This is a genomic window from Saccharopolyspora sp. NPDC049426, assembly GCF_040676935.1.
Taxonomy (GTDB): Bacteria; Actinomycetota; Actinomycetes; order Mycobacteriales; family Pseudonocardiaceae; genus Saccharopolyspora.
The window spans coordinates 526,817-552,789 of record NZ_JBFAPZ010000001.1 but is presented as its reverse complement, the minus strand read 5'-3'; the positions used below and the strand labels follow the sequence as shown (position 1 = coordinate 552,789).

Sequence of the window (25,973 nt, the reverse complement as noted above, 5' to 3'; positions counted from 1 at the left end):
CAACAACACCCACGACGAACATCGGTTGAAGCGAAGAAAGCGCCCCCTGCCCGGAGGAGTCGGGCAGGGGGCGCCTGGTTACTTCGGACTTCAGCGGTAGTCGCGGCCGAAGTCGTAGTCGTCCAGCGGGACGGCCGCACCGGTGCCGGCGCCGAACACATCCGGGGTGTAGTAGCTGTCGTCGTAGGACGGGATCGCGTAGGCCGCGGCCCGTGCCTCCTCGGTCGGCTGCACCTGGATGTTGCGGTACCGGTTGATGCCCGTACCAGCCGGGATCAACTTACCGATGATCACGTTCTCCTTCAGGCCGACCAGCTTGTCACTCGCGCCCTCGATAGCGGCGTTGGTGAGGATGCGGGTCGTCTCCTGGAAGGAAGCCGCCGACAGCCACGACTCGGTGGCCAGCGACGCCTTGGTGATGCCCATTAGCACCGGACGGCCGGAAGCCGGGTCCCCGCCTTCGGCGACGACGCGGCGGTTCTCCGCCTCGAACTGCGAGCGCTCGACCGGCGAACCGGGCAGGAACTCGGTGGCACCCGAGTCGATGATGATGACCCGGCGCAGCATCTGGCGGACGATGACCTCGACGTGCTTGTCGTGGATGCCCACACCCTGCGACCGGTACACCTCCTGCACCTCGTTCACCAGGTGCAGCTGGGCCTCGCGCGGGCCCATCACGCGCAGCACCTCGTGCGGGTCGACCGCACCTTCGAGCAGCTGCTGACCGACCTCGACGTGGTCGCCGTCGGAGACCTGCCGCTCGGTGCCGTCCACCGAGATCGCCGCGAGCCGCTGACGCTTGGACAGCTTGTCGTAGACGATCTCCTCGCCGCCGTCGTCCGGAATGATCGTGATCTTCCAGTAGCGGTCGTTGTCCTCCAGCCGGATGCGGCCGGAGGTGTCGGCGATCGGGGCCTTGCCCTTCGGAACGCGGGCCTCGAACAGCTCCTGGACACGCGGCAGACCGGTGGTGATGTCGTCACCGGCGACACCGCCCTGGTGGAAGGTGCGCATCGTCAGCTGCGTACCGGGCTCACCGATGGACTGGGCGGCGACGATGCCGACGGCCTCGCCGACGTCGACCAGCTTGCCGGTGGCCATCGAGCGGCCGTAGCAGACCGAGCAGACGCCGACCGCGGACTCACAGGTCAGGACGCTGCGGACCTTGACCTTCGTGATCTTCGCGGCGAGCAGCTTCTCGATCGCCGGGTCGCCCAGGTCGGACCCGCGAGCCAGCACGATGTTGCCGTCGGCGTCGGTGACGTCCTCGGCGGTCGTGCGGGCGTAGACGCTGGTCTCGACGTGCTGGTCGCGCAGCAGCTTGCCGTCCGGCAGCAACTCCGCGATCGGCATCTTGACGCCGCGCTCGGTGCTGCAGTCGGTCTCGCGCACGATGACGTCCTGCGAGACGTCGACCAGACGACGGGTCAGGTAACCCGAGTCGGCCGTACGCAGCGCCGTGTCGGCCAGACCCTTTCGAGCACCGTGGTTGGAGATGAAGTACTCCAGCACGGACAGGCCCTCGCGGAAGTTCGCCTTGATCGGGCGCGGGATGTACTCACCCTTCGGGTTCGACACCAGACCACGCATACCGGCCAGCTGAACGACCTGGGTCATGTTACCGGCCGCCCCGGACTTCACGATCGTGCTGATCGAGTTGTCCTCGGGGAAGTTGGTCTCCATGGCCTCGGCGACCTCGTCCTTGGCCGCGGTCCAGACCTTGACCAGCTCCGCGTTGCGCTCCTGGTAGGACAGCGCACCGCGGCGGTACCGCTTCTCGACCTGGTCGGCCTTGGCCTCGTAGCCGTCGAGGATCTCGGTCTTGTTCGGCGGCACGACCACGTCGGTGATCGACACGGTCACACCGGAACGGGTGGCCCAGTGGAAACCGGCGTCCTTCAGCTTGTCCAGCGTCTGGGCGACGGTGACCATCGGGTACCGCTCGGCGAGGTCGTTGACGATCGCGGCCTGCTTCTTCTTCGGCAGCAGGTCGTCGACGAACGGGTAGTCCTCCGGCAGCAGCTCGTTGAACCAGACGCGGCCCAGCGTGGTCTCGGCGATCCACGCCTGACCCGGCTCCCAGCCCTCCGGCATCTGCTGCGCGTTCGGGACCAGGTCCCGCAGGCGGATCTTGACCTTGGCCTGCAGGTCCAGCACACCGCGGTCGAAGGACATGATCGCCTCGCCGACCGACGAGAACGCCAGACCTTCACCCTTGGCGCCCTCGACCAGGCGGGTCAGGTGGTACAGGCCCGTGACCATGTCCAGACGCGGCATCGCCAGCGGCCGACCGGAGGCCGGCGACAGGATGTTGTTGCTGGACAGCATCAGGACCCGGGCCTCGGCCTGAGCCTCGGCCGACAGCGGCAGGTGGACCGCCATCTGGTCACCGTCGAAGTCCGCGTTGAACGCCTCGCAGACCAGCGGGTGCAGCTGGATGGCCTTGCCCTCCACCAGCTGCGGCTCGAACGCCTGGATACCGAGGCGGTGCAGCGTGGGAGCGCGGTTGAGCAGCACGGGGTGCTCGGCGATGACCTCTTCCAGCACGTCCCACACCTGCGGGCGCTGGCGCTCCACCATCCGCTTGGCGGACTTGATGTTCTGCGCGTGGTTGAGGTCGACCAGCCGCTTCATGACGAAGGGCTTGAACAGCTCGACGGCCATTTCCTTCGGCAGACCGCACTGGTGCAGCTTCAGCTGCGGGCCGACGACGATGACCGAACGGCCCGAGTAGTCGACTCGCTTGCCCAGCAGGTTCTGGCGGAAACGACCCTGCTTGCCCTTGAGCAGGTCGGACAGCGACTTCAGCGGCCGGTTGCCCGGGCCGGTGACCGGACGTCCGCGACGGCCGTTGTCGAACAGCGCGTCCACGGACTCCTGCAGCATCCGCTTCTCGTTGTTGACGATGATCTCGGGGGCGCCGAGGTCGATCAGTCGCTTGAGGCGGTTGTTGCGGTTGATCACGCGGCGGTACAGGTCGTTGAGGTCGGAGGTCGCGAAGCGACCACCGTCGAGCTGCACCATCGGACGCAGGTCCGGCGGGATGACCGGCACGCAGTTGAGCACCATGCCGCTCGGGTCGTTGCCGGTGGCCTGGAAGGCCGCCACGACCTTGAGCCGCTTGAGCGCGCGCAGCTTCTTCTGGCCCTTGCCGCTGCGGATGGTCTCGCGCAGCGACTCGGCCTCGGCGCCGATGTCGAAGTTCGACAGCAGGGTCTGGATCGCCTCCGCGCCCATGCCACCGGTGAAGTACTCGCCGTACCGGTCGTAGAGCTCGCGGTAGAGGACCTCGTCGGCGATGAGCTGACGGGGCTCCAGCTTGGTGAAGGTGTCCCAGATCTCGTCGAGCTTGTCGAGCTCGCGCTGCGCGCGGTCGCGCAGCTGCTTCATCTCGCGCTCGGCGCCTTCCTTGACCTTGCGGCGCTGGTCGCTCTTGGCGCCCTCCGCCTCGAGCGCAGCCAGGTCGGTCTCGAGCTTCTGGGCCCGGGCCTCCAGGTCGGCGTCGCGCTGGTCAGCGGTCCGCTTGCGCTCGACGCTGATCTCGCTCTCCAGCGTCGACAGGTCGTTGTGCCGCAGCTCGGTGTTCACACCGGTGATCACGTAGGCCGCGAAGTAGATGATCTTCTCGAGATCCTTCGGGGCCAGGTCCAGCAGGTAGCCCAGCCGCGAGGGAACGCCCTTGAAGTACCAGATGTGGGTGACCGCGGCGGCCAGCTCGATGTGGCCCATCCGCTCACGACGCACCTTGGCGCGGGTGACCTCGACGCCGCAGCGCTCGCAGATGATGCCCTTGAAGCGGACCCGCTTGTACTTACCGCAGTAGCACTCCCAGTCCCGGGTCGGACCGAAGATCTTCTCGCAGAAGAGTCCGTCCTTCTCCGGCTTCAGGGTTCGGTAGTTGATGGTCTCGGGCTTCTTGACCTCGCCGTACGACCACTGGCGGATGTCGTCGGCCGTGGCGAGGCCGATGCGGAGTTCATCGAAGAAGTTGACGTCAAGCACGTCGGGTCTTCTCCCTTGGTCGAATGGTGCTTCTCGCGGTGCCACCGGTTGAAGCAAGTGCCAGGTTGGGTCGGTCGCCGGCCCGCGGGACTAGGCCCGCGGGCCGGCGGCGAGGGTCAGTGCGCGATGTCGTCGACCGACGGGTTCTCGTTGCGGGACAGGTTGATGCCGAGGTTGGCAGCGGCACGCTCCAGGTCCTCGTCCTCGGTGTCGCGCATCTCGATCGCGGCGCCGTCGCTGGAGAGCACCTCGACGTTCAGGCACAGCGACTGAAGCTCCTTCAGCAGCACCTTGAACGACTCCGGGATACCCGGCTCGGGGATGTTCTCGCCCTTGACGATCGCTTCGTAGACCTTGACGCGGCCCACCACGTCGTCGGACTTGATCGTCAACAGTTCCTGCAGCGTGTAGGCGGCGCCGTAGGCCTGCATGGCCCAGCACTCCATCTCACCGAAGCGCTGACCACCGAACTGCGCCTTACCGCCCAGCGGCTGCTGGGTGATCATCGAGTACGGGCCGGTGGAACGGGCGTGGATCTTGTCGTCCACCAGGTGCGACAGCTTGAGGATGTACATGTAGCCGACCGCGGTCGGGTACGGGTACGGCTCACCGCTGCGGCCGTCGAAGAGCTGCGCCTTGCCGTCTCCGCCGACCATCCGGTCGCCGTCGCGGTTCGGCTTGGTCGAGCCGAGCAGACCGGTGATCTCCTCCTCCCGCACACCGTCGAAGACGGGGCTGGCGGTGTTGGTCCCGGGCTCGACGTCGAGCAGCTCCTCCGGCAGGCGCTTGGCCCACTCGGCATCGGGGTCGATCGTCCAACCGCGCGAGGCGATCCAGCCGAGGTGCGTCTCCAGCACCTGGCCGATGTTCATCCGTCGCGGAACACCGTGGGTGTTCAGGATGATGTCGACCGGGGTGCCATCGGACAGGAACGGCATGTCCTCGGCGGGCAGGATCTTGCCGATGACGCCCTTGTTGCCGTGGCGGCCGGCGAGCTTGTCGCCGTCCTGGATCTTGCGCTTCTGCGCGACGTAGACCCGCACCAGCTGGTTGACGCCCGGGGGCAGCTCGTCGTCGTCCTCGCGGTTGAACACGCGGACGCCGATGACCTTGCCGGTCTCGCCGTGCGGCACCTTCAGGGAGGTGTCGCGGACCTCGCGGGCCTTCTCGCCGAAGATGGCGCGCAGCAGCCGCTCCTCCGGGGTCAGCTCGGTCTCGCCCTTCGGGGTGACCTTGCCGACCAGGATGTCGCCGCCCTGGACCTCGGCACCGATGCGGATGATGCCGCGCTCGTCGAGGTCGGCCAGCACGTCGTCGGAGACGTTCGGGATGTCCCGGGTGATCTCCTCGGCACCGAGCTTGGTGTCGCGAGCGTCGACCTCGTGCTCCTCGATGTGGATCGAGGTGAGCACGTCGTCCTGCACCAGGCGCTGGCTCAGGATGATCGCGTCCTCGTAGTTGTGCCCCTCCCACGGCATGATCGCCACGAGCAGGTTCTTGCCCAGGGCCATCTCGCCGTTCTCGGTGCACGGTCCGTCCGCGATGACCTGCCCGGCCTCGATCCGGTCGCCCTCGTTGACGATCGGCTTCTGGTTGATGCAGGTGCCGTGGTTGGACCGGGAGAACTTCTCCATCCGGTACGAGCGGCGGGTGCCGTCGTCGGCCATGATCGTGACGAAGTCGGCGGTCAGCTCCTCGACCACACCGGCCTTGTCGGCGGTGATCACGTCACCGGCGTCGACCGCGGCGCGCAGCTCCATGCCGGTGCCGACCAGCGGGGACTCGCTGCGCAGCAGCGGCACCGCCTGACGCTGCATGTTCGCACCCATCAGGGCGCGGTTGGCGTCGTCGTGCTCCAGGAACGGAATCATCGCGGTCGCGGCGGAGACCATCTGCCGCGGCGAGACGTCCATGTAGTCGATCTCGGTGGGGGCGAGCAGCTCGACCTCGCCGCCCTTGCGTCGACCCAGGACGCGCTCGTCGACGAAGTTGCCGTCGTCGTCGATGACCGCGTTGGCCTGCGCCTTGACGTAGCGGTCCTCTTCGTCGGCCGTCAGGTAGTCGATCTGGTCGGTGACCCGGCCGTCGACGACCTTGCGGTACGGCGTCTCGATGAAGCCGAACGGGTTGACCCGCGCGAACGTGGCCAGCGAGCCGATCAGACCGATGTTCGGGCCTTCCGGCGTCTCGATCGGACACATGCGGCCGTAGTGCGAGGGGTGCACGTCTCGGACTTCCATGCCCGCGCGCTCACGGGACAGACCACCCGGGCCGAGCGCGGAGAGACGACGCTTGTGCGTCAGACCCGCGATCGGGTTGGTCTGGTCCATGAACTGCGACAGCTGCGAAGTGCCGAAGAACTCCCGGATCGCCGCCGTGATCGGGCGGATGTTGATCAGGGTCTGCGGCGTGATCGCCTCGACGTCCTGCGTGGTCATCCGCTCGCGGACGACCCGCTCCATGCGCGACAGGCCGACCCGGACCTGGTTCTGGATCAGTTCGCCGACGGTGCGCAGGCGGCGGTTGCCGAAGTGGTCGATGTCGTCGACCTCGACCGGGATGTTGTCGCCGGCGTCCTCACCGCGAGCGGGCATCTCGATCTCGCCTGCGTGCAGGCGGACCAGGTACTCGATCGTGGTGACGATGTCCTCTTCGGTCAGCACGCCGGTCTCGTAGGACTGCGAGAGACCGATCTTCTTGTTGACCTTGTAGCGGCCGACGCGAGCCAGGTCGTAGCGCTTCTCCTTGAAGAACAGGTTCTCCAGGAGGGTCTGCGCGCTCTCCTTGGTCGGCGGCTCGCCCGGGCGCAGCTTGCGGTAGATGTCCAGCAGCGCCTCGTCGGTGCCGCCGGTGTGGTCCTTCTCCAGGGTCGCCATCAGCGTCTCGGAGAAGCCGAAGCGCTCGCGGATGGCCTCGGTGGACCAGCCCAGCGCCTTGAGCAGCACGGTGACCGGCTGACGGCGCTTGCGGTCGATGCGGACACCGACGGTGTCGCGCTTGTCGACGTCGAACTCGAGCCACGCACCGCGGCTCGGGATGATCTTGACGCTGAAGACGTCCTTGTCAGTGGTCTTGTCGACCGACTGGTCGAAGTAGACACCGGGGGAACGCACGAGCTGGGAGACCACGACCCGCTCGGTTCCGTTGATGATGAAGGTGCCCTTGTCGGTCATCATCGGGAAGTCACCCATGAACACCGTCTGGCTCTTGATCTCGCCAGTCGAGTGGTTGGTGAATTCAGCGGTGACGAACAGGGGCGCCGCGTAGGTCATGTCCTTGTCCGTGCACTCCCCGACGGAGGCCTTGACCTCGTCGAAGCGCGGGTCGGAGAAAGACAGCGACATCGATCCGGAGAAGTCCTCGATCGGGGAGATCTCGCTGAGGACCTCCTCAAGACCACCAACCGGATTGTCCTCGCCGGCGTCGACCCGGCGCTGGAACCAGGCCTCGTTACCGACAAGCCATTCGAAGGACTGGATCTGCAGGTCTAGCAGGTTCGGCACGTTCAGCGGTTCGCGGATGTTCGCGAACGAGACCCGCTTGGGTGCCCCAGGGATCCCCGACGTGTAGTTGGAAGCTGCAGAGACCTTGGTCGCGCGGGAGACTGCCAAGATGCGTCCTTCCGGGACTCTGAACTGGCTACAGCCATGCTCACGGCAAAAAGCGCGCGTCAGGCAAGCGCGCAGATCACTAGCACAGCTGTCAAGGGTGCAATGGCGCCGACCATCCTACGGTCCAGTGCGGGCAGACCAATAGGAGGGCAGCGCAAAGTAGCAGTCTAGCCGGAAGGACGCCAGCTGTCGAGGGGGCCCACCGATGGCGGCCCAGCCCCGCGTTGAGGACCAGAGTGAACCCGCACGCGCTTTCAGTCAAGAGATCACCGATCGATCACTCTCGTGGCGGAAAACACGATCACCTCGCGTGACCACCGAAAGGCCCTTTTAACCTGGTCAGGGCCTGTTGATCATCACATGCGGCAGTTCCTTCACGCCCTTGGCGAACCCCCTCCGATCGGCTCTTGACAACGGCTCAGGAACCCCCTTCAGGCCACAGAGGAGGGACCCGGAACACACTTCCGGCCCGTCCGAGGCCGCCGCGAGACCACCCGAGACCACCTCGACGCGGTCGAGCTCCACCTGAAAGTGGTCATTCTCGGCCCGTCCCGCCCTTCCGCGACGCACGCCACACAATTCCCACGAGCCCCATGGGCCCCAATTCGCACCCGCCCGAGTGGATTCACCCCAGAACTCGTGCGCGAATTTCGAAGGGTCCGGTTTCGCGATCTTGAAAAGATTGGCCCAGACCATTTAGCGGGACCACCCGAGACCACTCGCGGGGGTCGGGAAATCTGGAAACGCCCGTTCATGAACGACTACGGTGAGTGGCGGCATGTGGTGTGACCTGGACGGCCGCCACCCGAACGTCGTAACGCTGTGGGGCTCGATATCGACTCCGGGCGACCATCCAGGCGGCTTGACCACATCGAGACCCCAAGATGCCGCAAACCTTCCCCTACGGGGCTGATGCCGTCGCGCAGAGCTAGTAGTTTCACCAACCGAAGCTCAGCAATTACATCCAACCGGGGGGACGCGTCACCTTGTGGCGATCCCACCTAGTAACACATGGGCTACTCGACAAATACCTCCGCCGGTAACGTGAGATGACCACCGGCTTCCCCGACCGGTGCCCGGCAGGCCACAGGAGAAACGACCGATGACAGACGATGCAAGCCGCGCGAGCGAGCGGTTCCGCGGGCTGCAGCGTTGGACCGGAGGCAAGGACCAGAGCGGCCCTCAACCCCCTCAATCCAGTTGGTTCGCACCGGATGACGACGGCGAGCCCACCGCGGACAGCCCCGACGCACGACCCGGCGGTCCGCACACCGGCACCAACCCCGGCACCGGGACCAATCCCGGCTTCGGCGGCGGACCCGGCAGGGGCGGACCCGCCACCGGCGGGCACAGCGCGGTCGGCGCCAAACCCGGGGGCACCGAGCGTCGCAGCGCCGAGCAGCGCTACGCGGACGCGATCGCGGCGATGAACCAGATCGTCACCACGCTCGACTTCAGCAACCTGCAGTGGGTCACCGAGGTCTTCCGCACCACCGCGGGCGTGCTGCGCGAGGACGACCCCGCCCGAGCGGGCGTGCTCAACAACCTCGGCAGCGCCGTCCAGCTGACCTACGTGCGCAGCCGCGAGCTCGCCGATCTCGAAGACGCCATCGGCTACTACCGGGCGGCGACGAACTCCGCGCACTCCGGCGACCGCGACCGCATCCTCTACTACTGCAACCTCGCGCTGGCCCTGACCGACCTCGCGGGCAAGACCGGTCAGGCCCAGTTCGCGGCCGACAGCGCGCAGGTCGCGCGCGAAGCCGTCGAGAAGACGCCCAAGCGCGACCAGCGGCGCCCCATGGTGCTGCTGCGGCTGGCCAACGCGCTGAAGCTGCACGCCCAGCTCGCGGACTCGGCGCAATCCGACGAGGAATCCATCGCGGTGTTCCGGGAAGCCGCGCGGATCTCCCCGGCCAGCGATGCCACCACCTCCGAGCTGCTGATCAACCTCGGGGCCGCGCTGATGCGCCGCTACCAGCGCAACGGCGACCCGGACGACCTCGACGAGGCGATCAAGCACCTGTCGGCCGGGTCGGGTGCGCTGCCCGACGGCGACGCCCGCCGCGGCGGGCTGTGCCGGTACGCCGAAGGGCTGCGGCTGCGCTTCCAGCGCAACGGCGACCTCACCGACCTCAACTCCGCGATCAACGAGCTCATCGGCGTCCTCGGCGTCCTCGAAGCCGGGAACCCGCAACTGGGCACGGCCGTCTGGCAGCTGTCCGCCGCCACCGCCGAGCACGTCGACGCCACCGGCGAGGCCGGCCAGCTGCGCCGCGTGCTGCGCCCGATCACACCGGCCGTGCGGGCGCTGGCCGCCGAGGACACCCACCGCTCGCTCGCGCTGGGCGGCTACGCGATCCTGCTGCGCAGGCACTTCATGCACGGCGGCGAGGCCAAGGCGCTGGAGACCGCGGTCACCGCGGGCGAAGCGTCGGTGGAGGCCGCCGCTCCCTCCCAGCGCGCTCGGATGATCACCGCGCTGAACACGAGCCTGCTGGTGCGCTACGAGCACGTCGAGAACCGCGACGACCTGGACCGCGCCGGTGAACTGGCCCGCGAGGCGGCGAAGTCCTCGGACCCCCAGACCCAGCACATCGCGTGGGTGCAGCTGGGCGCGGTGCTGGCGCACCGGTTCCAGCGGGCCGGGCGCGCGCAGGACGTCGAGACCGCGATCGAGCTGTTCGACCAAGCGCTGATCGGGATGCCGGACACCACTCCCGGGCGGGCGGCGGTGTCCATCCAGCTCGGCCGGGCTCTGCAGGCGCTGCACCAGCGCACCGGTCGCCGCCGGTACCACCGCTGGGCACGCAAGGTGCTCACCGAGGCCGCCACCCAGATCAACGCGCCCGCCGAGCAGCGGCTACGGGCAGCCGCGCTGGCAGGCCGCATCAGCGCTCAGGAGCAGCGCTGGTCGGAGGCGCTGGAGTCGTTCACCACCGCCGTCGAGCTGCTGCCGCTGATGACGCGCGGCAAGCGGGTCGTGGCCTCGCCGAGCGCGCAGCAGCGCTGGGCCTCGATCGTGGCCGATGCGGCGGCCAGCGCCATCGAGGCCGGCGAGCCGGGCAAGGCCGTGGAGCTCATCGAGCACGGCAGGTCGGCGATCCTGGCGGACTTCCTGCCCAGCGGGGGCGAGCTCGGCTCGCTGCACCGCGAGCACCCGGACCTCGCCGACGAGATCGTGCGGCTGCGGCGGTTGCTGGACCGCCCGGCCGAGGACCCCGACCTGGGCGACACCGACGACCGGATGCGGCTGGCCGAGTCCTGGGCGGTGCTGATCGACGAGGTCCGCGAGGTCCAGCCGACGCATCTGCGGATCCGGCCGTTCTCCGAGCTCAGCGGTGTCGGCGGCGACGGGTCGGTGGCGATCGTCAACCTCAGCCGGTACCGCTCGGACGTGCTGGTGATCTTCGGCGGCCGGGTGCTGACCGTCCCGATCCCGCACGCCACCCCGGAGAAGGCGGGCGAGCAGGCCCTCGCGCTGCTGACCGCCGCGCAGCAGGACGACCACGCGTCGATGGCCGAGGTGCTGGACTGGACGTGGGTGCGACTGGTGCGCCCGGTGCTGGACCGGATGGGATACCTCAACACACCGGCCGCGGGTGCGCGCTGGCCGCGGGTCTGGTGGAGCGCTTTCGGCGCATCGGCCTACCTGCCGCTGCACTCCGCGACGGCGCACGCGGGCGCCTCGGCGCTGGATCGCGTCGTCTCGTCGCACACGCCGACGCTGGGCTGCCTGCTGCGCGCCCGCACCAGGCCGGTGCCGGAGGGCGAGGCGCTGGTGGCGGCCGGATCGGCGGAGCAGGTCTCGCGCGAGCTGCCGCCGCAGAACCAGGTGCTGGCCCAGCACTGGCCGGGCGCGGAGATCATCTCGACCGAGAGCGCCAGCGCGACCGACGTGCTGCGGATGCTGCCGAACTACCCGTGGGTGCACATCTGCGAGCCGAGCTCGCAGTTCCCCGCCCAGCCCGCCGCCGGGATGCTGCTGGACCGCGACGGCCAGCGGCCGCTCGGTCTGGTCGAGCTGGGTCAGGTCGCGCTGGACAAGGCGGAGTTCTGCTACCTGGGTCAGGTCGCGACCGCGGCCGATCAGCCGTGCGCGGCTGCGCTGTCGCTGGCCTCGGCGCTGGGGTTCGCCGGGTTCACGCACGTCATCGGCACCCTGTGGGAGGTCGACGTGAACAGCGCGATCGAGGCGCACGCGGACTTCTACTCGGAGGTCTTCGGGCAGAGCGGGTACGGAACCGACGGTGCCGCCTACGCGCTGCACAACGCGGCCCGGGAGATCCGCAACGCGCGTCCGAACGCACACGCGACCTGGAGCGCCCACGTCCACGTCGGACCGTGAGCCCCGGGGCGGTTCTGGTCCGAACTGACCGGACGGAACGGTCATCGATCATGGACGGTTCGGACCAGAACTGCCCGCTGGTGCTGCCTCGGGGGCCGGTCAGCGCAGCGTGAGCTGGGTGATCTTCCACTTGTCGCCCTGCTTCTCGGCGCTGACCGAGAGCTGAGCGGGGCCGATGTTGGACTCACCGGTGTTGGCGCGCATCGCGTGCTGGTCGACGAAGACCAGGACTTCGGCGCGGTCGCCTTCCAGGCGCGTCACCGCGCTGTTCTTCACCGTGGTGGTGACGATCAGCTGCTGCTGCGGTGCCTGCTGCTTGACCAGGGCGAACAGCTCGTCGTACTTCTGCACGGCCGAGCCGACCAGGAGGTCCTTGGCGGCGTTCTCGGTCTTGGCCGTGTCGTTGAAGTCGTAGGAGAAGAGCTTCTCGATGCCGTCGCTGACCTGGCCGTTGACCTCGCTGGTCTCCCCGGCCGAGGTCAACGCCTCGTTCGCGGCGGGGCCGGTGTTGTAGGTCGTGTAGGTCGAGACGCCGAAGAAGAGCGCCAGCGCGAACAGCAGCGCCGTCGCGCCCCACAACACCCACGGCTTGCCGGTCTCGCCGGACTCCGCGACGTCGGACTTCGACCCCTCGGCCTCGGCGTCCTCGGTCTCGGCGTCCTGGGTGCCGGCGTCCTGGGTCTCGACCTCCGCGGTCCCGCTCGGCTCCGGCTCGACGGCGGACGACTCCTCCGCGGACGACGGCTCGTCGGCGGCAACAGCCTCGCTGACCTGCGACTCCGGCTCAGCGGACTCGCTCCCGGCGGTCTCCGGCTCGGCGGAGGCGGTTTCAGCGACCGCGGCCTCGGGCTCGGCGGCCTCGGGCTCGGCGGCCTCCGGCTGATCGGTCACCGCAGTGCCGTTGACCTGGTCCTCTTCCTCCGTCTTCGCGGTCTCCTCGGAGGAGGCGGGCGAGGTGGGGCGCTTGCGCAGGCCGGCCACCTTCGGCCGGCGGGCCGCTGGCTGCCGGTTCGTGCCGGAACGGCGGTTGGTAGGCACTGGCTGTACTCCTCGAATCGCTTTCGGGTCTCGCCGTTCAGCCGACCGGGACGGTGCCCAGTCCGCTGATCTTCCAGACGTCGCCCTCACGCGTGAGTTCTGCCTGGTAGCGATCCTGCTTGTTGGCCGGGGGCTGGCCCTCCACCGTGACCGTGATCTGCACGACCGCGATCATCCGGGCCTTGCCCGCGTTCTCGTCGAGCTCGACGATGCCCGCGTCCAGCACGCGAGCGGTGGTGCTGCTCTTGGCCTGCTGGATCCGGGTCGCGTAGTCCTTGCGGCCCTTCCGGACCTCGTCCCGCAGCGCACCGGTGGAGTTGTCCTCCCACCGCTGCAGACCGCGGTCGATGTCCTTGTGGTCCAGGGTGTTGAAGTTGACGATCGCTTCTTGACCCTGCTGCAGCGCCTCATCACGCGTCCCGGCGTAGGCCACCGAGGAGTTGTTGCTGGCGAGCACCCACAGCACCCCGAGGACCAGGGCGCACACCAGGCTCACCACGAACAGCACCAGCGACAGCTTGGGCCGCCGGCGAGCGGTGTCGGCTTGAACGGTCACGTGTTGCCTCTCTTACTGCCCGGGTGCGTTCTGCGCGCCGCGCACTGAGGTCGGACTGCCCGGAGGCTCCGCGCAGTGCGCGTCCTTGTTGAGCGGCGCCGACGACATGTCGGTACCGGCCCGTTCGGGTGTTCCCTCGTACCCCTTGGTACACGGCATCGGGTCGAACAGGTTGAGAACCAGTCCGAAGTGAGCCGTGCCATCCCCGGGGACGACGGTGTTGGAGACCGCGACCTGAGCCGGGTAGCTGATGAACAGCTGCTCCATGCCGTCGGTGTGCGACGACAGCAGGTTCGCGGTCGTGGTCAGGTTCGCCAGCAGCGGCCCGAGCCGGGGGTTGTCCTTGATCAGGCCGGACAGCTGCACCGCTGCGGGCGGCGCCTTCTGGATGACACCGCGCAGGTCGCCGTCGGAGCGCTCCAGCGACTGCGACAACAGGTTCAGGTCCTTGCTGAAGGACTTGATCGCCGAGCCCTGGTCGTTCTGCGTCGCCAGCACGGTCTTGCCGTCCTCCAGCAGCTGCACCGTCTGCGGCAGGTGGTTCTGCGCCTGCGTGGTGAACTCCCGCGAGGTGTCCAGGATCGTCTGCAGGTGACCGCCGTTGTCGCGGAAGGCGGTTCCCAGCTCGCTGACGACGGTGCGCAGCGAGTCCTGCGGCACGGAGTTGGCGAACGAGTCCAGGTTCATCATCAGGTCCTGGACCGGGAGCGGCGTGGTGGTGCGGGATTCGGCGATGACCGAACCCTCCTCGAGGTACGGGCCCTTGTCCTGCTTGGGACGCAGGTCCACGTACTGCTCACCGACCGCGGACCGGTTGGTGACCACGGCCTCGACGTCGGAGGGGATCGCCGGCGCGCTCTCCTCGATGTCCAGCGGGACCTGGACGCCGTCGTCGGTGAGCTTGAGCTCGCCGACCCGGCCGATCGGCACGCCCCGGTAGGTGACCTCCGCGTTCTGGAAGACACCGCCGGTGCTGGCCAGGTTCAGCGCCACCTCGTAACCGCGGTTGCCGAACAGCCGGTCCAGGCCGGCGTACTTGAACCCTGCGTAGCTGCAACCGATCAGCGCGATCAGCACGAAGCCGATGATCTGGAATCGGGCTCGACGGGTGAGCATCAGTTGTCACCTCCGAACAGCCAGCCCAGCACGCCGCCACCGGATTCCTCCGGTTTCGGCTGGGGCGGTGCGGGTTGCTGGGGCTGCTGCGTCTGTCCGTTCAGCGGCAGCGGGAGTCCGTCGGGCACCGGCAGCAGCGGCTGGCGGGAGCGCCCGAGGTTCTCCACGATCGAGCTCAGGTTCAGGTCGACCTTGAGGTACAGGTTGTTGTAGTCGCTGCCCCCGATGCCGTCCACCGCGTTGTCCGGGAACGGGAAGGTGACCAGGGTTTCCAGCGACTTCGGCAGGGTGTCACCGGCGGCGGCGAGCTGGTGCAGCGTCGGCGCGAGCTGGTTGAGGTCGTGCACCAGGTCCTCGTGCGACTTGTCGACGACGTTGGTGGCCACGCCCGACAGCCTGTCCAGCGACTGCAGCATGGTCACCAGCTGTCCGCGCTGCTCGTTGAGCACCTGGAGACCGGGTCCGAGGTCGCGCAGCGCGGTGTCGATGCTGCCGCGCTGCTCGTTGAGCTTGGCCGAGAGCCGGTTGATGCTGTCCAGCGCCCGCACGATGTCGTTGCGCTGCGCGTCGAGCCCGGAGACCAGCTCGTCCAGGTTGTTCAGCAGGCCGCGGATGTCGGACTCGCGGCCGCTCATCGCCTTGTTGAGCTCCTTGGTGATGTCCTGCAGCTGCGCGACACCACCGCCGTTGAGCAGCAGCGACAGCGCGCCGAGGACCTCTTCCACCTCGGGGTTGCGGTTGGAGCGGTTGAGCCCGATGGTCGCGCCGTCGGTCAGCCGCCCGGCGGCGGCCTCCTGCGGAGCGGCCAGCTCGACGTACTTCTCACCGAGCAGGCTGGACTGGCGCAGCCGGGCGGTGGAGTTGGCCGGCAGCTTCACGTCGCCGTTGACGGTGACGGTCACCTCGGCCTCCCACGTACCCGGAGCGAGGGCGATGTTGGAGACCCGGCCGACCGCGACGTCGTTGACCCGGACGCCCGCGTTGGGCACCAGGTCCAGCACGTCGGCGAAGCGGACCTTCACGTCGTAGGGGCGGCTGCCGACGTCGGCGCCGCCCGGCAGCGGCATGTCGTAGACGCCTCGGGAGGAACAACCCGACAGCGCCAGCAGGCCGACCGTCGCGACCGCGCCGACCTTGACGGCCGAGGAGCGGGTGAGGACGGATCGCACCAGACGAGTCAAACCGGACCGCATCACCGGCCACCTCCAGCGGGCTGAAGTCCGTTGGTCAGCGGCAGCGGCAACGGCGGCAGCTTGCCGTTCTGCACCGCGTTGAGCGACTCGGCCAGCGTCGGCAGCTTCTCGGTGCCTGCCAGCACCGGGCGCAGGGCGTCGCAGGCGCTGCTGACCTCGAGCGGAACCTGCTGCGGCGTGGACTGGTCGAGCAGCTTGCACACGGCCACCAGCGGGGGCTGGTTGAGCTCGTTGAACATCGCGCGCTGGTCCAGCGTTCCGGAAGCGCCGTTGTAGGAGTTGTTCAGGTTGCTCATCGCCAGCGGCGCGGTGGTCAGCGACTCGTTGAGCGCCGCCTTCTGCTTGACCAGCACGGCGGCCACGTCGTGGAGCTGGCTGACGTTGGACTGCACCTGGGAGCGGTTGTCCCGCACGAAGGACTCCACCTTGCCCAGTGCCACGGACAGCTCGGCCAGGGCCGCGCTCATGTCGTTGCGCTCTCCGGCGAGATTGCTGCTGACCTCTTGCATCTGCGTGTTGAACCGGCGCATCTGGCCGTCGTTCTCGGCCAGCATCCCGGTGAAGCGCTGCAGGTTGTCGACCGTCTTGAACAGCTCTTCGCTGTTGCCCGACAGCGTCGTTCCCGCCTCACCGAGGTTGCGCAGCGTTTCCGACAGCGCCTTGCCGTTGCCCTCCAGGTTGGCGGCACCGGTGTTGAGCAGGTCGGTCAGCGCGCCGTCCTTGTTGGCCCCCTGGGGCCCCAGCGCCTTGGTCAGGTCGTTGAGGCTGCGGTAGATGTTGTCCAGCTCGACGGGCGTCGCGGTGCGCTCGGCGGGGATCACCGCGTCGTCGCCCAGCTTCGGGCCTCCCTTGTAGACCGGGGCGAATTGCACGTACCGGTCGGAGACGATGCTGGGAGAGACCGCGACCAGGCTCGCGTTGGCGGGGATCGCGGTGTCGCGGTCCACGCTCAGCGTGACCTTGACCTGCTTGCCCTGCGGCGTCACCTCGTCGATGGTGCCGATCGGGACGCCGAGGACGCGCACGTCACCGCCCGGGTACAGGCCGACCGCGGCGTCGAAGTAGGCCGTGACCTTGCGTTCCGCCGCGCCGTAGAACAGCCACCAGCCGCCGACCGCGCCGAGCAGCACGACGACGATCCCGATGGTGAGGACCTTGGCCAGGTTCGAGCTCTTCGAGGGTGCGTTCGTCATTGCTTGCAACCCTCCTGGTTGATCGGTCCCACGGCGGGCGGCAGCAGACCGCAGATGTAGGTGTCGAACCAACGACCGTTGCCGAGGACGTTGGAGAACAGCCTGGTGAACGGGGCGAAGGTGTTCAGGCTCCGGTCCAGGTTCTGCTGGTTGCGCTGCAGCATCTTGGTCACCTTGTCCAGCTGTTGCAGCGTCGGCCCGAGCTGCGCCTGGTTGTCGTCGACCAGCCCGGTCAGCTGCTGCGACAGCTCCTGGGTCCCGGTCAGCAGCGACGAGATCGAGTCGCGGCGGGCCCGCAGCTCCTGCAGCAGCAGGTTGCCGTCGGAGAGCAGCTTCTCGAAGTCCTCGTTGCGGTCGGCGAGCTGCTGGGAGACCTGCGTGGTGTTGTTCAGCAGGTGCTCGATCTGCTCGTCGCGCGAGGAGATGGTCCTGGAGAGCTGCGAAAGCCCGTTGAGGGCCCCGCTGACCTCGCCCGGGGTGTCCTTGAACGTGCTCGACAGCGTTTCGAAGCTCTTCGCCAGCTGCCCAGTGTCGATCTGGTCGACGTTCTTGGACAGGTCGCTGAACGCCTCGATGACGTCGTAGGGCGACATGGTCCGGTTCAGCGGGATCGGCTGGTCGTTGTCGAGCTCCTTGGAGCCCTGCGGGTCCAGCGCCAGGTACTTCTGGCCGAGCAGGGTCTTGACCTTGATCGCCGCGGTGGTGTGGTCACCGAGCTCGGCGTCGGAGACCCGGAAGCTGACCAGCACGTGGTCGCCTTCGAGCTCGACGTCGGAGACGGTGCCGACCTTGACACCGGCGATCCGGACCTCGTTGTCCTCGCGCAGTCCCGCGGCCTCGGTGAACTGCGCGGTGTAGGTGGTGCCGCTGACCAGCGGCAGCCGCTCGTAGTTGGCCACCAGCAGGAACGCGAGCACCAGCACCAGGATGCCGGCGACGCCGATCTTGAGCGGGTCGCGCTGGGAGTAGGAAGTCATGGCTGGCACCTCGGCTGGGTCACCGGCATCAGCGGCAGCGGCAGGTTGACGTTGCCGACGCCGACGTTGCCGGAGGTCTTGCACAGGAAGAAGTTGAACCACGACCCGTGCGAGGCGGTCCGGCTCAAGCTCTCCAGCTTGTTCGGCATGTTGCGCAGCACCTGGTCCACCAGCTGCTCGTGGTCGTTGAGGTTTTTCGACACCTGACCGAGGCCGGCGATGTCCTGCTGCAACCCGGGCCTGGCGTCCTGCAGGAGCCCGGCGGTGGTGTTGGTCAGCCCGTCCATCGCGGTGATCGCGCTGCCGATGGAGTCGCGGTCCTCGGCGAGTCCGGACACCACCTGCCGCAGCTGGCCGACCAGTTCGGAGAGCCGCTGGTCACGCGTGTTCACGGTGTCCAGCACGCCGTTGAGGTTGTTGATGACCTCGCCGATCACCTGGTCGCGCGAGGCGATGGTGGTCGTCAGCGAAGCCGTGTGCGACAGCAGGCTTTCCACCGTGCCGCCCTCGCCCTGCAGGACCTGGATGATCTGGTACGACAGCTTGTTGACGTCCTCCGGCGACAGCGCCTGGAACAGCGGCTTGAAGCCGCCGAGCAGCACGGTCAGGTCCAGCGCCGGCTTGGTGCGCTCCAGCGGGATCGTGCCGCCCACCGGCAGGTATCCACCCTGGACGGTGCGGCCGGAGGCGCCGCCGGAGCCGGTGGTGGGCGTGGCGCCCTGCTCCAGCGCGATGTAGCGCTGCCCCACCAGGTTCCGGTACTTGATGGTCGCGGTCACCGAGGACGGCAGCCGCCGGTCGGCGACGTTGAACCTGACCTCGGCGACCTTGTTGTCGACGAGCTCGATGCTCTCGATCTCACCGACCTTCACACCCGAGATGCGCACCTCGTCGCCCTCGTTGAGGGCGGTGACGTCGGTGAACCGCGCGGTGTAGGAGCTCGACGAGCGCAGGTCCTGGTTGGCGATCGTCATGATCAGCAGGCCGGTGGCCAGCGAGGTGATCACGACGAAGACCAGGAACTTGACCAGTGGTCCGCGAATGCTGATCCCGTTCATCGGTAGCTCACCTCCGCACCTCGCAGGACCGGGCCGACCAGCAGGCTGCCCCAGTCGGGAACCTCTGAGGAGGGACGGCCCAGAGCAGGAGCCAGCACGGTGGCGACCATGTCGCGCTCAGCCGGCGAGTTGACCCACTGGGCGGCGGTGCCCGCCGGTGCCGACTGCGGAACGCTGGCCGCCGGCGGGTTCAGGCCGCCGTTGGCCGGACGCGACGCGGGCGGGGGAACCGAGCCGTCCTTGAACGGCCCGTCCGGCGGGTACTCCGGCATCGGGTCCAGGTGCTCCATGAAGTTGTAGCAACGCGGTCCGCGCTTGTCGGCGAACTCCGGCTCGTCCTGGTTCGGGCGGTACTTGCCGCGGTGCGGCGCGACTTCCAGCGTCACGTGCAGACCGGGCTCGTTGGTGCCCTCGCCGAACGCCTTGCGGATGCGCGGGACGTACTCCGCCATCTCGCCGAGGAAGCACGGGTAGGAGGGCGAGTACTTGGCCAGCACGTCGAGCGTCGGACGCTGGGCGTCGGCGAGCTGGATGATGTTCTGGCCGTTGGCGTCGAGGAACGTCGTCAGGTCACCGGAGGTGGTGGTGAGCTGCCCGGTCATCTTCTGCAGGTTCTGCTTCTGGTCCACCAGGGTCCGCGCCGTGGTGGAGAAGTTGTCCAGCGCGGAGATGATGTCCGGCGCGGCCTGCTCGTAGGTCTGCGCGACGCCGACCAGCTCCCGCAGGTTGTCCCGCAGGTCCGGCACCGACGGGTTGAGCCCGTCCAGGTAGGTGTTGAGCTGGGTCAGCGTTTCGCCGACCTGCTCACCGCGGCCCGACAGCGCCTGGTCCAGCGCGTTGAGCGTGGCCGACAGGTCGTCGGGATTCACCGCCTGCAGCACCGGCATGGTGTCCGCCAGCACGGTTTCCAGCTCCAGGCCCGCGCTGGTGCGGTCCTGCTCGATCACGCCGCCGGAGGCCAGCGTCTTCGACGAGGGCTTGTCCGGCATGTCCAGCGCCACGTAGCGCTCGCCGAACAGGGTGCGCGGCAGCAGCTGCGCGGAAACGTTGGCCGGGATCTTCTCGGCCATGTCCGGCTGCAGCGCCAGGTGTAGTTCGGCGCCCTTGCCGTCGGACTTCACCTCGACGACCCGGCCCACGATCATGCCGCGCACCTTGACGTCGGAGTCCGGCAACAGCTGGTTGCCCGTCGAGGCCGCCTTGAGGATGACGTCCGAGGACGCCGTGAACGACTTGTTGTAGAACGCCAGGCACAGCACGACGAACATGACCATGCTCATCAGCAGCGCCAGACCCATCAGCCTGCGCTTGACCTTGGTGACCGCTCCGTCCGCGCTCATCCGGTGATCCGAACGGTCGTCGTGGTGCCCCAGATCGCGAGGCTGAGGAAGAAGTCCAGCAGGGCGGTGGTCACGATCGCGGTCCGCACCGCGCGTCCCACCGCGACGCCGACCCCGGCGGGGCCGCCGCTGGCGCGGTACCCGTAGTAGCAGTGCGTCATGATCACCACCACGCTGAAGATCAGGACCTTCCCGAAGGACCACAGCACGTCCTCGGGAGGCAGGAACAGGTTGAAGTAGTGGTCGTAGGTGCCCGCCGACTGGCCGTAGAGGTAGACGGTGACACCGCGGGCCGCGACGTAGGACGTCAGCAGGCCCAGCACGTACAGCGGGATGACCGCGACGAATCCGGCCATCACGCGGGTGGTCACCAGGTAGGGCAGGCTCGGCACGCCCATGACCTCGAGCGCGTCGATCTCGTCGGAGATCCGCATGGCGCCGAGCTGGGCGGTGAACCCGGAACCGACCGTCGCCGACAGGGCCAGACCGGCCACCAGCGGCGCGATCTCACGCGTGTTGAAGTAGGCCGAGATGAAGCCGGCGAAGGCGGAGGTGCCCAGCTGGTCGAGGGCCGCGAAGCCCTGCAGGCCGACGACCGTTCCCGTGAACAGCGTCAGGCCGATCATCACGCCGACCGTGCCGCCGATGACCGCGAGGGCGCCGCTGCCGAAGCTGACCTCGGCCAGCAGGCGCAGCGTTTCCTTGGCGTAGCGCGGGATCGCCCGCGGAATCCATGCCAGCGATCGGATGTAGAACGACATCTGGTCACCCAGGTCGTCCAGCATCTCCACCGGCCGTCGGGCCGCGCGCTTGGCGCGCTGCGAGATCGTCACCATGTTCCCATTCCCCTGGCGGCCATCACATTCCCTTCGGCGGGACCAGCTGCATGTACAGCGTCGTGAGGATGAAGTTCACCGCGAACAGCAGCAGGAAGGTGATCACCACCGACTGGTTCACGGCGTCCCCGACGCCCTTCGGGCCTGGTGGCGGGTTCAAACCCCGGAAGGCTGCCACCACGCCTGCCAAGAAGCCGAAGATCAGGGCCTTGAGCTCGCTGATCCACAGGTCCGGCAGCTGCGCCAGCGCGTTGAAGCTGGCCATGTACGCGCCTGGCGTGCCGTCCTGCATGATCACGTTGAAGGTGTAGCCGCCGACCACGCCGACGACGCTGACCATGCCGTTGAGCAGCACGGCGACCAGCATCGCGGCCAGCACCCGGGGCACCACGAGGCGCTGGATCGGCGAGACGCCCAGCACCTCCATCGCGTCGATCTCGTCGCGGATCTTGCGCGACCCCAGGTCGGCGCAGATCGCCGAACCACCGGCACCGGCGATCAGCAGCGCCGTCACGATCGGGCTGGCCTGCTGGATGATCGCCAGCACGCTGGCGGCACCGGTGAACGACTGCGCACCGATCTGCCTGGTCAGCGACCCCAGCTGGAGCGCGATGACCGCGCCGAAGGGAATCGAGACCAGCGCCGTCGGCAGGATCGTGACGCTGGCGATGAACCAGCACTGCTGGATGAACTCGCGGATCTGGAACGGTCGCGTGGGCATTGCCCGCACGATGTCCATCCCCAGCGCGAACAGGCGGCCCGTCTGGCGCAGCCCACCGGCACCGGGGAACTGGGCCCGGGACGCGCTCACTGCTCACCTCGCTTGCGGCCGAACCAACGGCGACGAGAACCCGCCGTCTCCTCCTCCGCCTGCAACCCACCGGGCCAGGCCGGCTCTTCCTCGGGCTGGCGCGGGTGCGGCGACGGCCGCCTCTGCTGCTGGGGCTGCGCGGGAGCGGGCTGAGCGGGGGCGGGCTGCGCGGGCTGCTGCGGCGGGAACTGCTGCGGCGGCGCCTGCTGAGCGGGAGCCTGCGGGGCCGCCTGCTGCTGCGGCCAGGAACCGGTGGCGGGCGACTTGAACCCGTACAGGGCGAGCTCGTCCGGCGTCAGGCTCTTGAGGATCTCCTCCTGCGCGGTCGGGTTCAGCGAGCGCAGCTGACGCAGCACGCGGTCCTTGCGGCGGTGCACCGCGGTGCGGTCCGGCAGTCCGGGGCTGACCTCCAGCTGCGGCATCATCGCCGGGACCTGGGGCCGGCCGTGCTTGGCCAGCTCCGCCTCGACCAGCGCGGTGTCCTTCTCCTCGCTCATGCCGATCGGCCCGTCGGGGCGGCCGTTGAGGAACTGCACCACCACGGGCTCGTCGGAGGTCAGCAGGACCTCGCGCGGGCCGAACATCACCAGGTTGCGGCGGTAGAGCATGCCGATGTTGTCCGGCACGGTCCGCGCGGTGTTGATGTCGTGGGTGACGATCAGGAACGTCGCGTCGATCTGCGCGTTGAGATCGACGATCAGCTGGTTCTGCACCGCGGTCCGGACGGGGTCCAGACCGGAGTCGGGCTCGTCGAACAGGAGGATCTCCGGGTCGAGCACGAGGGCGCGGGCCAGACCCGCGCGCTTCTTCATGCCGCCCGAGATCTCACCGGGGAGTTTGTCCTCCGCGCCGATGAGACCGACCATCTCCATCTTCTCGAGCACGACGTTGCGGATCTCGGACTCGCTCTTGCGCGTGTGCTCGCGAAGCGGGAACGCGATGTTGTCGTAGAGGTTCATCGAACCGAACAGCGCGCCGTCCTGGAACAGCACGCCGAAAAGCTTCCGGACCTCGTAGAGATCCTTTTCCGAGCAAGTGCAGATGTCCGTCCCGTTGATGACGACCTTGCCCTCATCCGGCTTGAGCAGACCCACCAGCGACTTCAGGAACACCGACTTACCGGTGCCGGAAGGCCCGAGCAGCACGCTGATCTCGCCCTGGGGCAGATTCAGCGAGACGTCCCGCCAGATGGTCTGCGGGCCGAAGGACTTCGAGAGCCCGTCGACAACCACCTCGACGCCCATCGGAACCTCCGCGTCCTCGATTACACCGATTTCGGGGAGGAGGCAATCCATCCCCGAAGAAGCACCCTTGCACATGTGACGCGCCTTACGAAGGTAGTTGGCGTCACACCTATGCAACGAGCTCGACGCAGCAGGGTTACTCATGAGTTCACTACAAATCAAGGAGCCATCTCGGATTCGTCCGAAAAAAGGCCCTTGTTTCCGCGCAAAGGAAAAGAGAACGGGCACCCGCAACAGCGAGTGCCCGTTCTCTTACCGTGAGTCAGAGACCCAGAACCAGTTACAAACCCAGTGCAAGCGGCGGAGCCGCGAGCGCGGGGGGCCACCTGAGCAGCCCGCACCGCCGCGGGTTCTGACACGTCGTCTGGTGAGGACGCCGCGACGACGTGTATTGGCATACACGAGGAGTGGCGCCCGGAGCCAGACGGCGTGTCAGGTTCCGCTACCGGCACCGCCAGGCAGAGGGAGCACCGGATCAGGAAAGAAAGGTCACTTGACGGAGACGGAGGCGCCGGCTTCTTCCAGCTTGCCCTTGGCCTCTTCGGCCTTCTCCTTGTCGACCTTCTCCAGGATCGCCTTCGGGGTGCCCTCGACGAGCTCCTTGGCCTCCTTCAGGCCCAGGCCGGAGACGATCTCGCGGACGACCTTAATGACCTGGATCTTCTTGTCGCCGGCGCCCTCGAGGACGACGTCGAACTCGTCCTGCTCCTCAGCGGCGGCGGCCTCGCCACCGGCGGCCGGGGCAACGGCGACCGCGGCCGGGGCGGCGGCGGTGACGTCGAAGGTCTCCTCGAACTGCTTCACGAACTCCGACAGCTCCAGGAGGGTCATCTCCTTGAAGACGTCCAGCAGCTCGTCGTTGCTCAGCTTCGCCATGTCGGCGTTCCTTTCTGCTCAAAGCCCGGATGCCGTCGGCATCCCGGTGGGGGGTTGTCGCGCGAAAGACGGTCCGCGGACCCGCATCGGCGGCGCGCTCTCACGCACCGTCCACTGCGGACTGCGGAGAGTCTTATTCGCCCTTCTTCTCCTGAAGGGCGGCGGCCATGCGAGCGACCTGCGAAGCAGGCGCGACGAACAGCGCTGCGGCCTCGTTCATCTTGCCCTTCATGGCACCGGCCAGCTTGCTCAGCGTGACTTCGCGCGAGTCGAGGTCGGCGATGCTGTCGACCTCGGACACGGACAGCGCACGGCCGTCCATGTACCCGCCCTTGATCACCAGGTTCTGGTTGCCCTTGGCGAATTCCTTGATCGCCTTGGCTGCGTCGACCGGCTCGCCCTCGACGAAGGCGATCGCGGTCGGGCCGACGAACAGGTCGTCGAGACCCTCGACGCCCGACTGCTCGGCGGCACGCTTGACCAGCGTGTTCTTCGCGACACGGTAGCTCACGTTCGAACCGAGCGCGCGGCGCAGCTCAGACAGCTGAGCCATCGAGAGCCCGCGGTACTCGGTCACAACGGCAGCGGTGGAGTTGTTGAACTTCTCCGAGATCTCGCTGACCGCATCGACCTTGTCGGACTTCGCCATGTCGCCTCCTCTCTGTTTCCGACTGTGGCTGACCCATCCAGTCGGTCCTGAGACGACAAAACGCCCCGGCGCAGGGCAGCACGGGGCGTGAAAATCGGTGCGCGCGCGACAAGACACGCGTGACCAGCCTCGTCCCTCCTGCGCGGGCCGCCCGCATCTCACGGGACCTTCGTTCCTTCCCGCTCGTTGCCGAGCCGGGAGGAAGACCAGCGGTCTTGGGTGGAACCTCGACAAGAGTACTCGACTCGGGACGGGCGCTTCCACCGGCCCCCCGTCGCCCGGCATCATGTGTGCGTGGCTGATCAGCGGGAACCGCGCTCCGACAACCTGCCCGAGATCGTCGACGCCGAAGTCGTGGAGGTCGCCGAGCACGACCGGCCCCCGGAACCGGCTCCGCGCGGCGACGCTCCGAAGGTGGGCGACGACCCGGAGTACCAGGAGTTCCTGGAGTTCAAGCGGTTCAAGGAGTGGCAGGCGTCCCAGGGCGGCGGCACGACCACCCCGGCTCCCGAGAAGCCCGGGTGGAAGAAGGCCCTCGGTCTGCTCCGCCGCAAGTGGGTGCGGCGGATCATCTACGTCCTCGTCGCGCTGCTCCTGCTGAACCTGGCCTACGACCACTACTTCGGCAGCGACGGCTCGTCCGGCGGCAACGGCTCCGGTGGGGGCGCACCGGTCGACTCGGTGCCGATGACCGCCCAGAACCCGCAGCAGGCCATTCGCAGCGTCTTCAACTACCTGCGGGCCGAACCGCCGGAGCAGGCGTGCGCGCTGTTCGACGACCAGGGCAAGGCCGATTTCGCCGCCGCCTACGGCGCCCCCGACTGCGCGGGCGCGGCGCGCGCGGTGCACGGCCAGATCACCGACTTCAACGCCTACGCGAATCCGAAGTTCGCCCACGACGCCATCGTGGAAGCGGGACCGGAAGCGCAGGTGCCGGGTTGCCGGCTCCAAGTCAGCGGCGGACCGGGTCTCGGGACTTTCAAACTCACCCGCACACCGCAGGGCGGTTGGACCATCTCCGCTTACGCCCTGACCAGTTCCGCCTGCCCCTGACCGAACAATTCCGGAACGGCTCGAATCGTCGTTCCGGAGTGACCGCCTCGGCACTGCCCGTCACCATTCCGG

General features: G+C 68.0%; 17 protein-coding genes. 2 read left to right on the top strand and 15 right to left on the bottom strand.

From position 1 onward, the window contains the following. Window positions 1–90: 90 nt before the first annotated feature. Both AB0J78_RS02680 and rpoB read right to left on the bottom strand, forming a co-directional pair. A complete protein-coding gene (locus tag AB0J78_RS02680; RefSeq protein WP_363786208.1) occupies window positions 91–4,002 on the bottom strand; it encodes a DNA-directed RNA polymerase subunit beta' in 3,912 nt (1,303 codons plus the stop codon). Window positions 4,003–4,118: 116 nt separating this feature from the next. Then, complete coding sequence (gene rpoB / locus AB0J78_RS02675) at window positions 4,119–7,613, bottom strand: DNA-directed RNA polymerase subunit beta (RefSeq protein ID WP_363786206.1); 3,495 nt, start codon at window positions 7,611–7,613, stop codon at window positions 4,119–4,121. Window positions 7,614–8,715: 1,102 nt separating this feature from the next. On the opposite strand from rpoB, the gene AB0J78_RS02670 reads away from it, so the two are divergent. Beyond that, window positions 8,716–11,961, top strand: coding sequence for a CHAT domain-containing protein (locus AB0J78_RS02670; RefSeq protein WP_363786204.1), 3,246 nt, complete (start codon window positions 8,716–8,718; stop codon window positions 11,959–11,961). Between the two features lie 99 nt (window positions 11,962–12,060). Here the strand turns inward: AB0J78_RS02670 and AB0J78_RS02665 are convergent, their stop codons facing one another. The 13 genes from AB0J78_RS02665 to rplJ all read right to left on the bottom strand — a co-directional run bounded on the left by AB0J78_RS02665 (window position 12,061) and on the right by rplJ (window position 24,848). Beyond that, window positions 12,061–12,999, bottom strand: a complete 939-nt coding sequence (locus AB0J78_RS02665) for a hypothetical protein (protein ID WP_363786202.1) — start codon at window positions 12,997–12,999, stop codon at window positions 12,061–12,063. Window positions 13,000–13,036: 37 nt separating this feature from the next. After that, a complete protein-coding gene (locus tag AB0J78_RS02660) occupies window positions 13,037–13,555 on the bottom strand; it encodes a nuclear transport factor 2 family protein (RefSeq protein WP_363786200.1) in 519 nt (172 codons plus the stop codon). Window positions 13,556–13,567: 12 nt separating this feature from the next. After that, window positions 13,568–14,671 (bottom strand): MlaD family protein, encoded by a 1,104-nt coding sequence (locus tag AB0J78_RS02655; RefSeq protein ID WP_363786198.1) that lies wholly within the window; start codon window positions 14,669–14,671, stop codon window positions 13,568–13,570. After that, window positions 14,671–15,864 carry an MCE family protein gene (locus AB0J78_RS02650; protein ID WP_363786196.1) on the bottom strand — a complete coding sequence of 398 codons (1,194 nt, stop codon included), beginning with the start codon at window positions 15,862–15,864 and terminating at the stop codon, window positions 14,671–14,673. The genes AB0J78_RS02655 and AB0J78_RS02650 overlap by 1 nt, the downstream gene beginning before the upstream one ends. Next, window positions 15,864–17,057: an MCE family protein gene (locus AB0J78_RS02645; RefSeq protein ID WP_363786194.1), complete on the bottom strand. Its 1,194-nt coding sequence runs from the start codon at window positions 17,055–17,057 to the stop codon at window positions 15,864–15,866. The genes AB0J78_RS02650 and AB0J78_RS02645 overlap by 1 nt, the downstream gene beginning before the upstream one ends. Beyond that, entirely contained in the window at window positions 17,054–18,034 is a 981-nt protein-coding gene (locus tag AB0J78_RS02640) for an MCE family protein (protein WP_363786192.1), read from the bottom strand. The genes AB0J78_RS02645 and AB0J78_RS02640 overlap by 4 nt, the downstream gene beginning before the upstream one ends. Then, window positions 18,031–19,092 (bottom strand): MlaD family protein, encoded by a 1,062-nt coding sequence (locus AB0J78_RS02635; RefSeq protein WP_363786190.1) that lies wholly within the window; start codon window positions 19,090–19,092, stop codon window positions 18,031–18,033. The genes AB0J78_RS02640 and AB0J78_RS02635 overlap by 4 nt, the downstream gene beginning before the upstream one ends. Next, window positions 19,089–20,432: an MCE family protein gene (locus AB0J78_RS02630; protein WP_363786188.1), complete on the bottom strand. Its 1,344-nt coding sequence runs from the start codon at window positions 20,430–20,432 to the stop codon at window positions 19,089–19,091. The genes AB0J78_RS02635 and AB0J78_RS02630 overlap by 4 nt, the downstream gene beginning before the upstream one ends. Beyond that, window positions 20,429–21,268 carry an ABC transporter permease gene (locus tag AB0J78_RS02625; RefSeq protein ID WP_132673917.1) on the bottom strand — a complete coding sequence of 280 codons (840 nt, stop codon included), beginning with the start codon at window positions 21,266–21,268 and terminating at the stop codon, window positions 20,429–20,431. The genes AB0J78_RS02630 and AB0J78_RS02625 overlap by 4 nt, the downstream gene beginning before the upstream one ends. A gap of 22 nt (window positions 21,269–21,290) precedes the next feature. Beyond that, the gene (locus AB0J78_RS02620) at window positions 21,291–22,079 is read right to left on the bottom strand and encodes an ABC transporter permease (protein WP_363786185.1); all 789 of its coding nucleotides are present in this window, start codon (window positions 22,077–22,079) and stop codon (window positions 21,291–21,293) included. Beyond that, complete coding sequence (locus AB0J78_RS02615; RefSeq protein ID WP_363786183.1) at window positions 22,076–23,323, bottom strand: ABC transporter ATP-binding protein; 1,248 nt, start codon at window positions 23,321–23,323, stop codon at window positions 22,076–22,078. The genes AB0J78_RS02620 and AB0J78_RS02615 overlap by 4 nt, the downstream gene beginning before the upstream one ends. Before the next feature lie 489 nt (window positions 23,324–23,812). Continuing rightward, entirely contained in the window at window positions 23,813–24,199 is a 387-nt protein-coding gene (gene rplL / locus AB0J78_RS02610) for a 50S ribosomal protein L7/L12 (protein ID WP_132673914.1), read from the bottom strand. 133 nt (window positions 24,200–24,332) lie between these two features. Then, window positions 24,333–24,848, bottom strand: coding sequence for a 50S ribosomal protein L10 (gene rplJ / locus AB0J78_RS02605; RefSeq protein ID WP_363786181.1), 516 nt, complete (start codon window positions 24,846–24,848; stop codon window positions 24,333–24,335). A 294-nt stretch (window positions 24,849–25,142) separates the two neighbouring features. Here rplJ and AB0J78_RS02600 point away from each other — a divergent pair, with 294 nt between their 5' ends. After that, a complete protein-coding gene (locus AB0J78_RS02600; RefSeq protein ID WP_363786179.1) occupies window positions 25,143–25,901 on the top strand; it encodes a hypothetical protein in 759 nt (252 codons plus the stop codon). The last annotated feature ends 72 nt before the right edge of the window (window positions 25,902–25,973 follow it).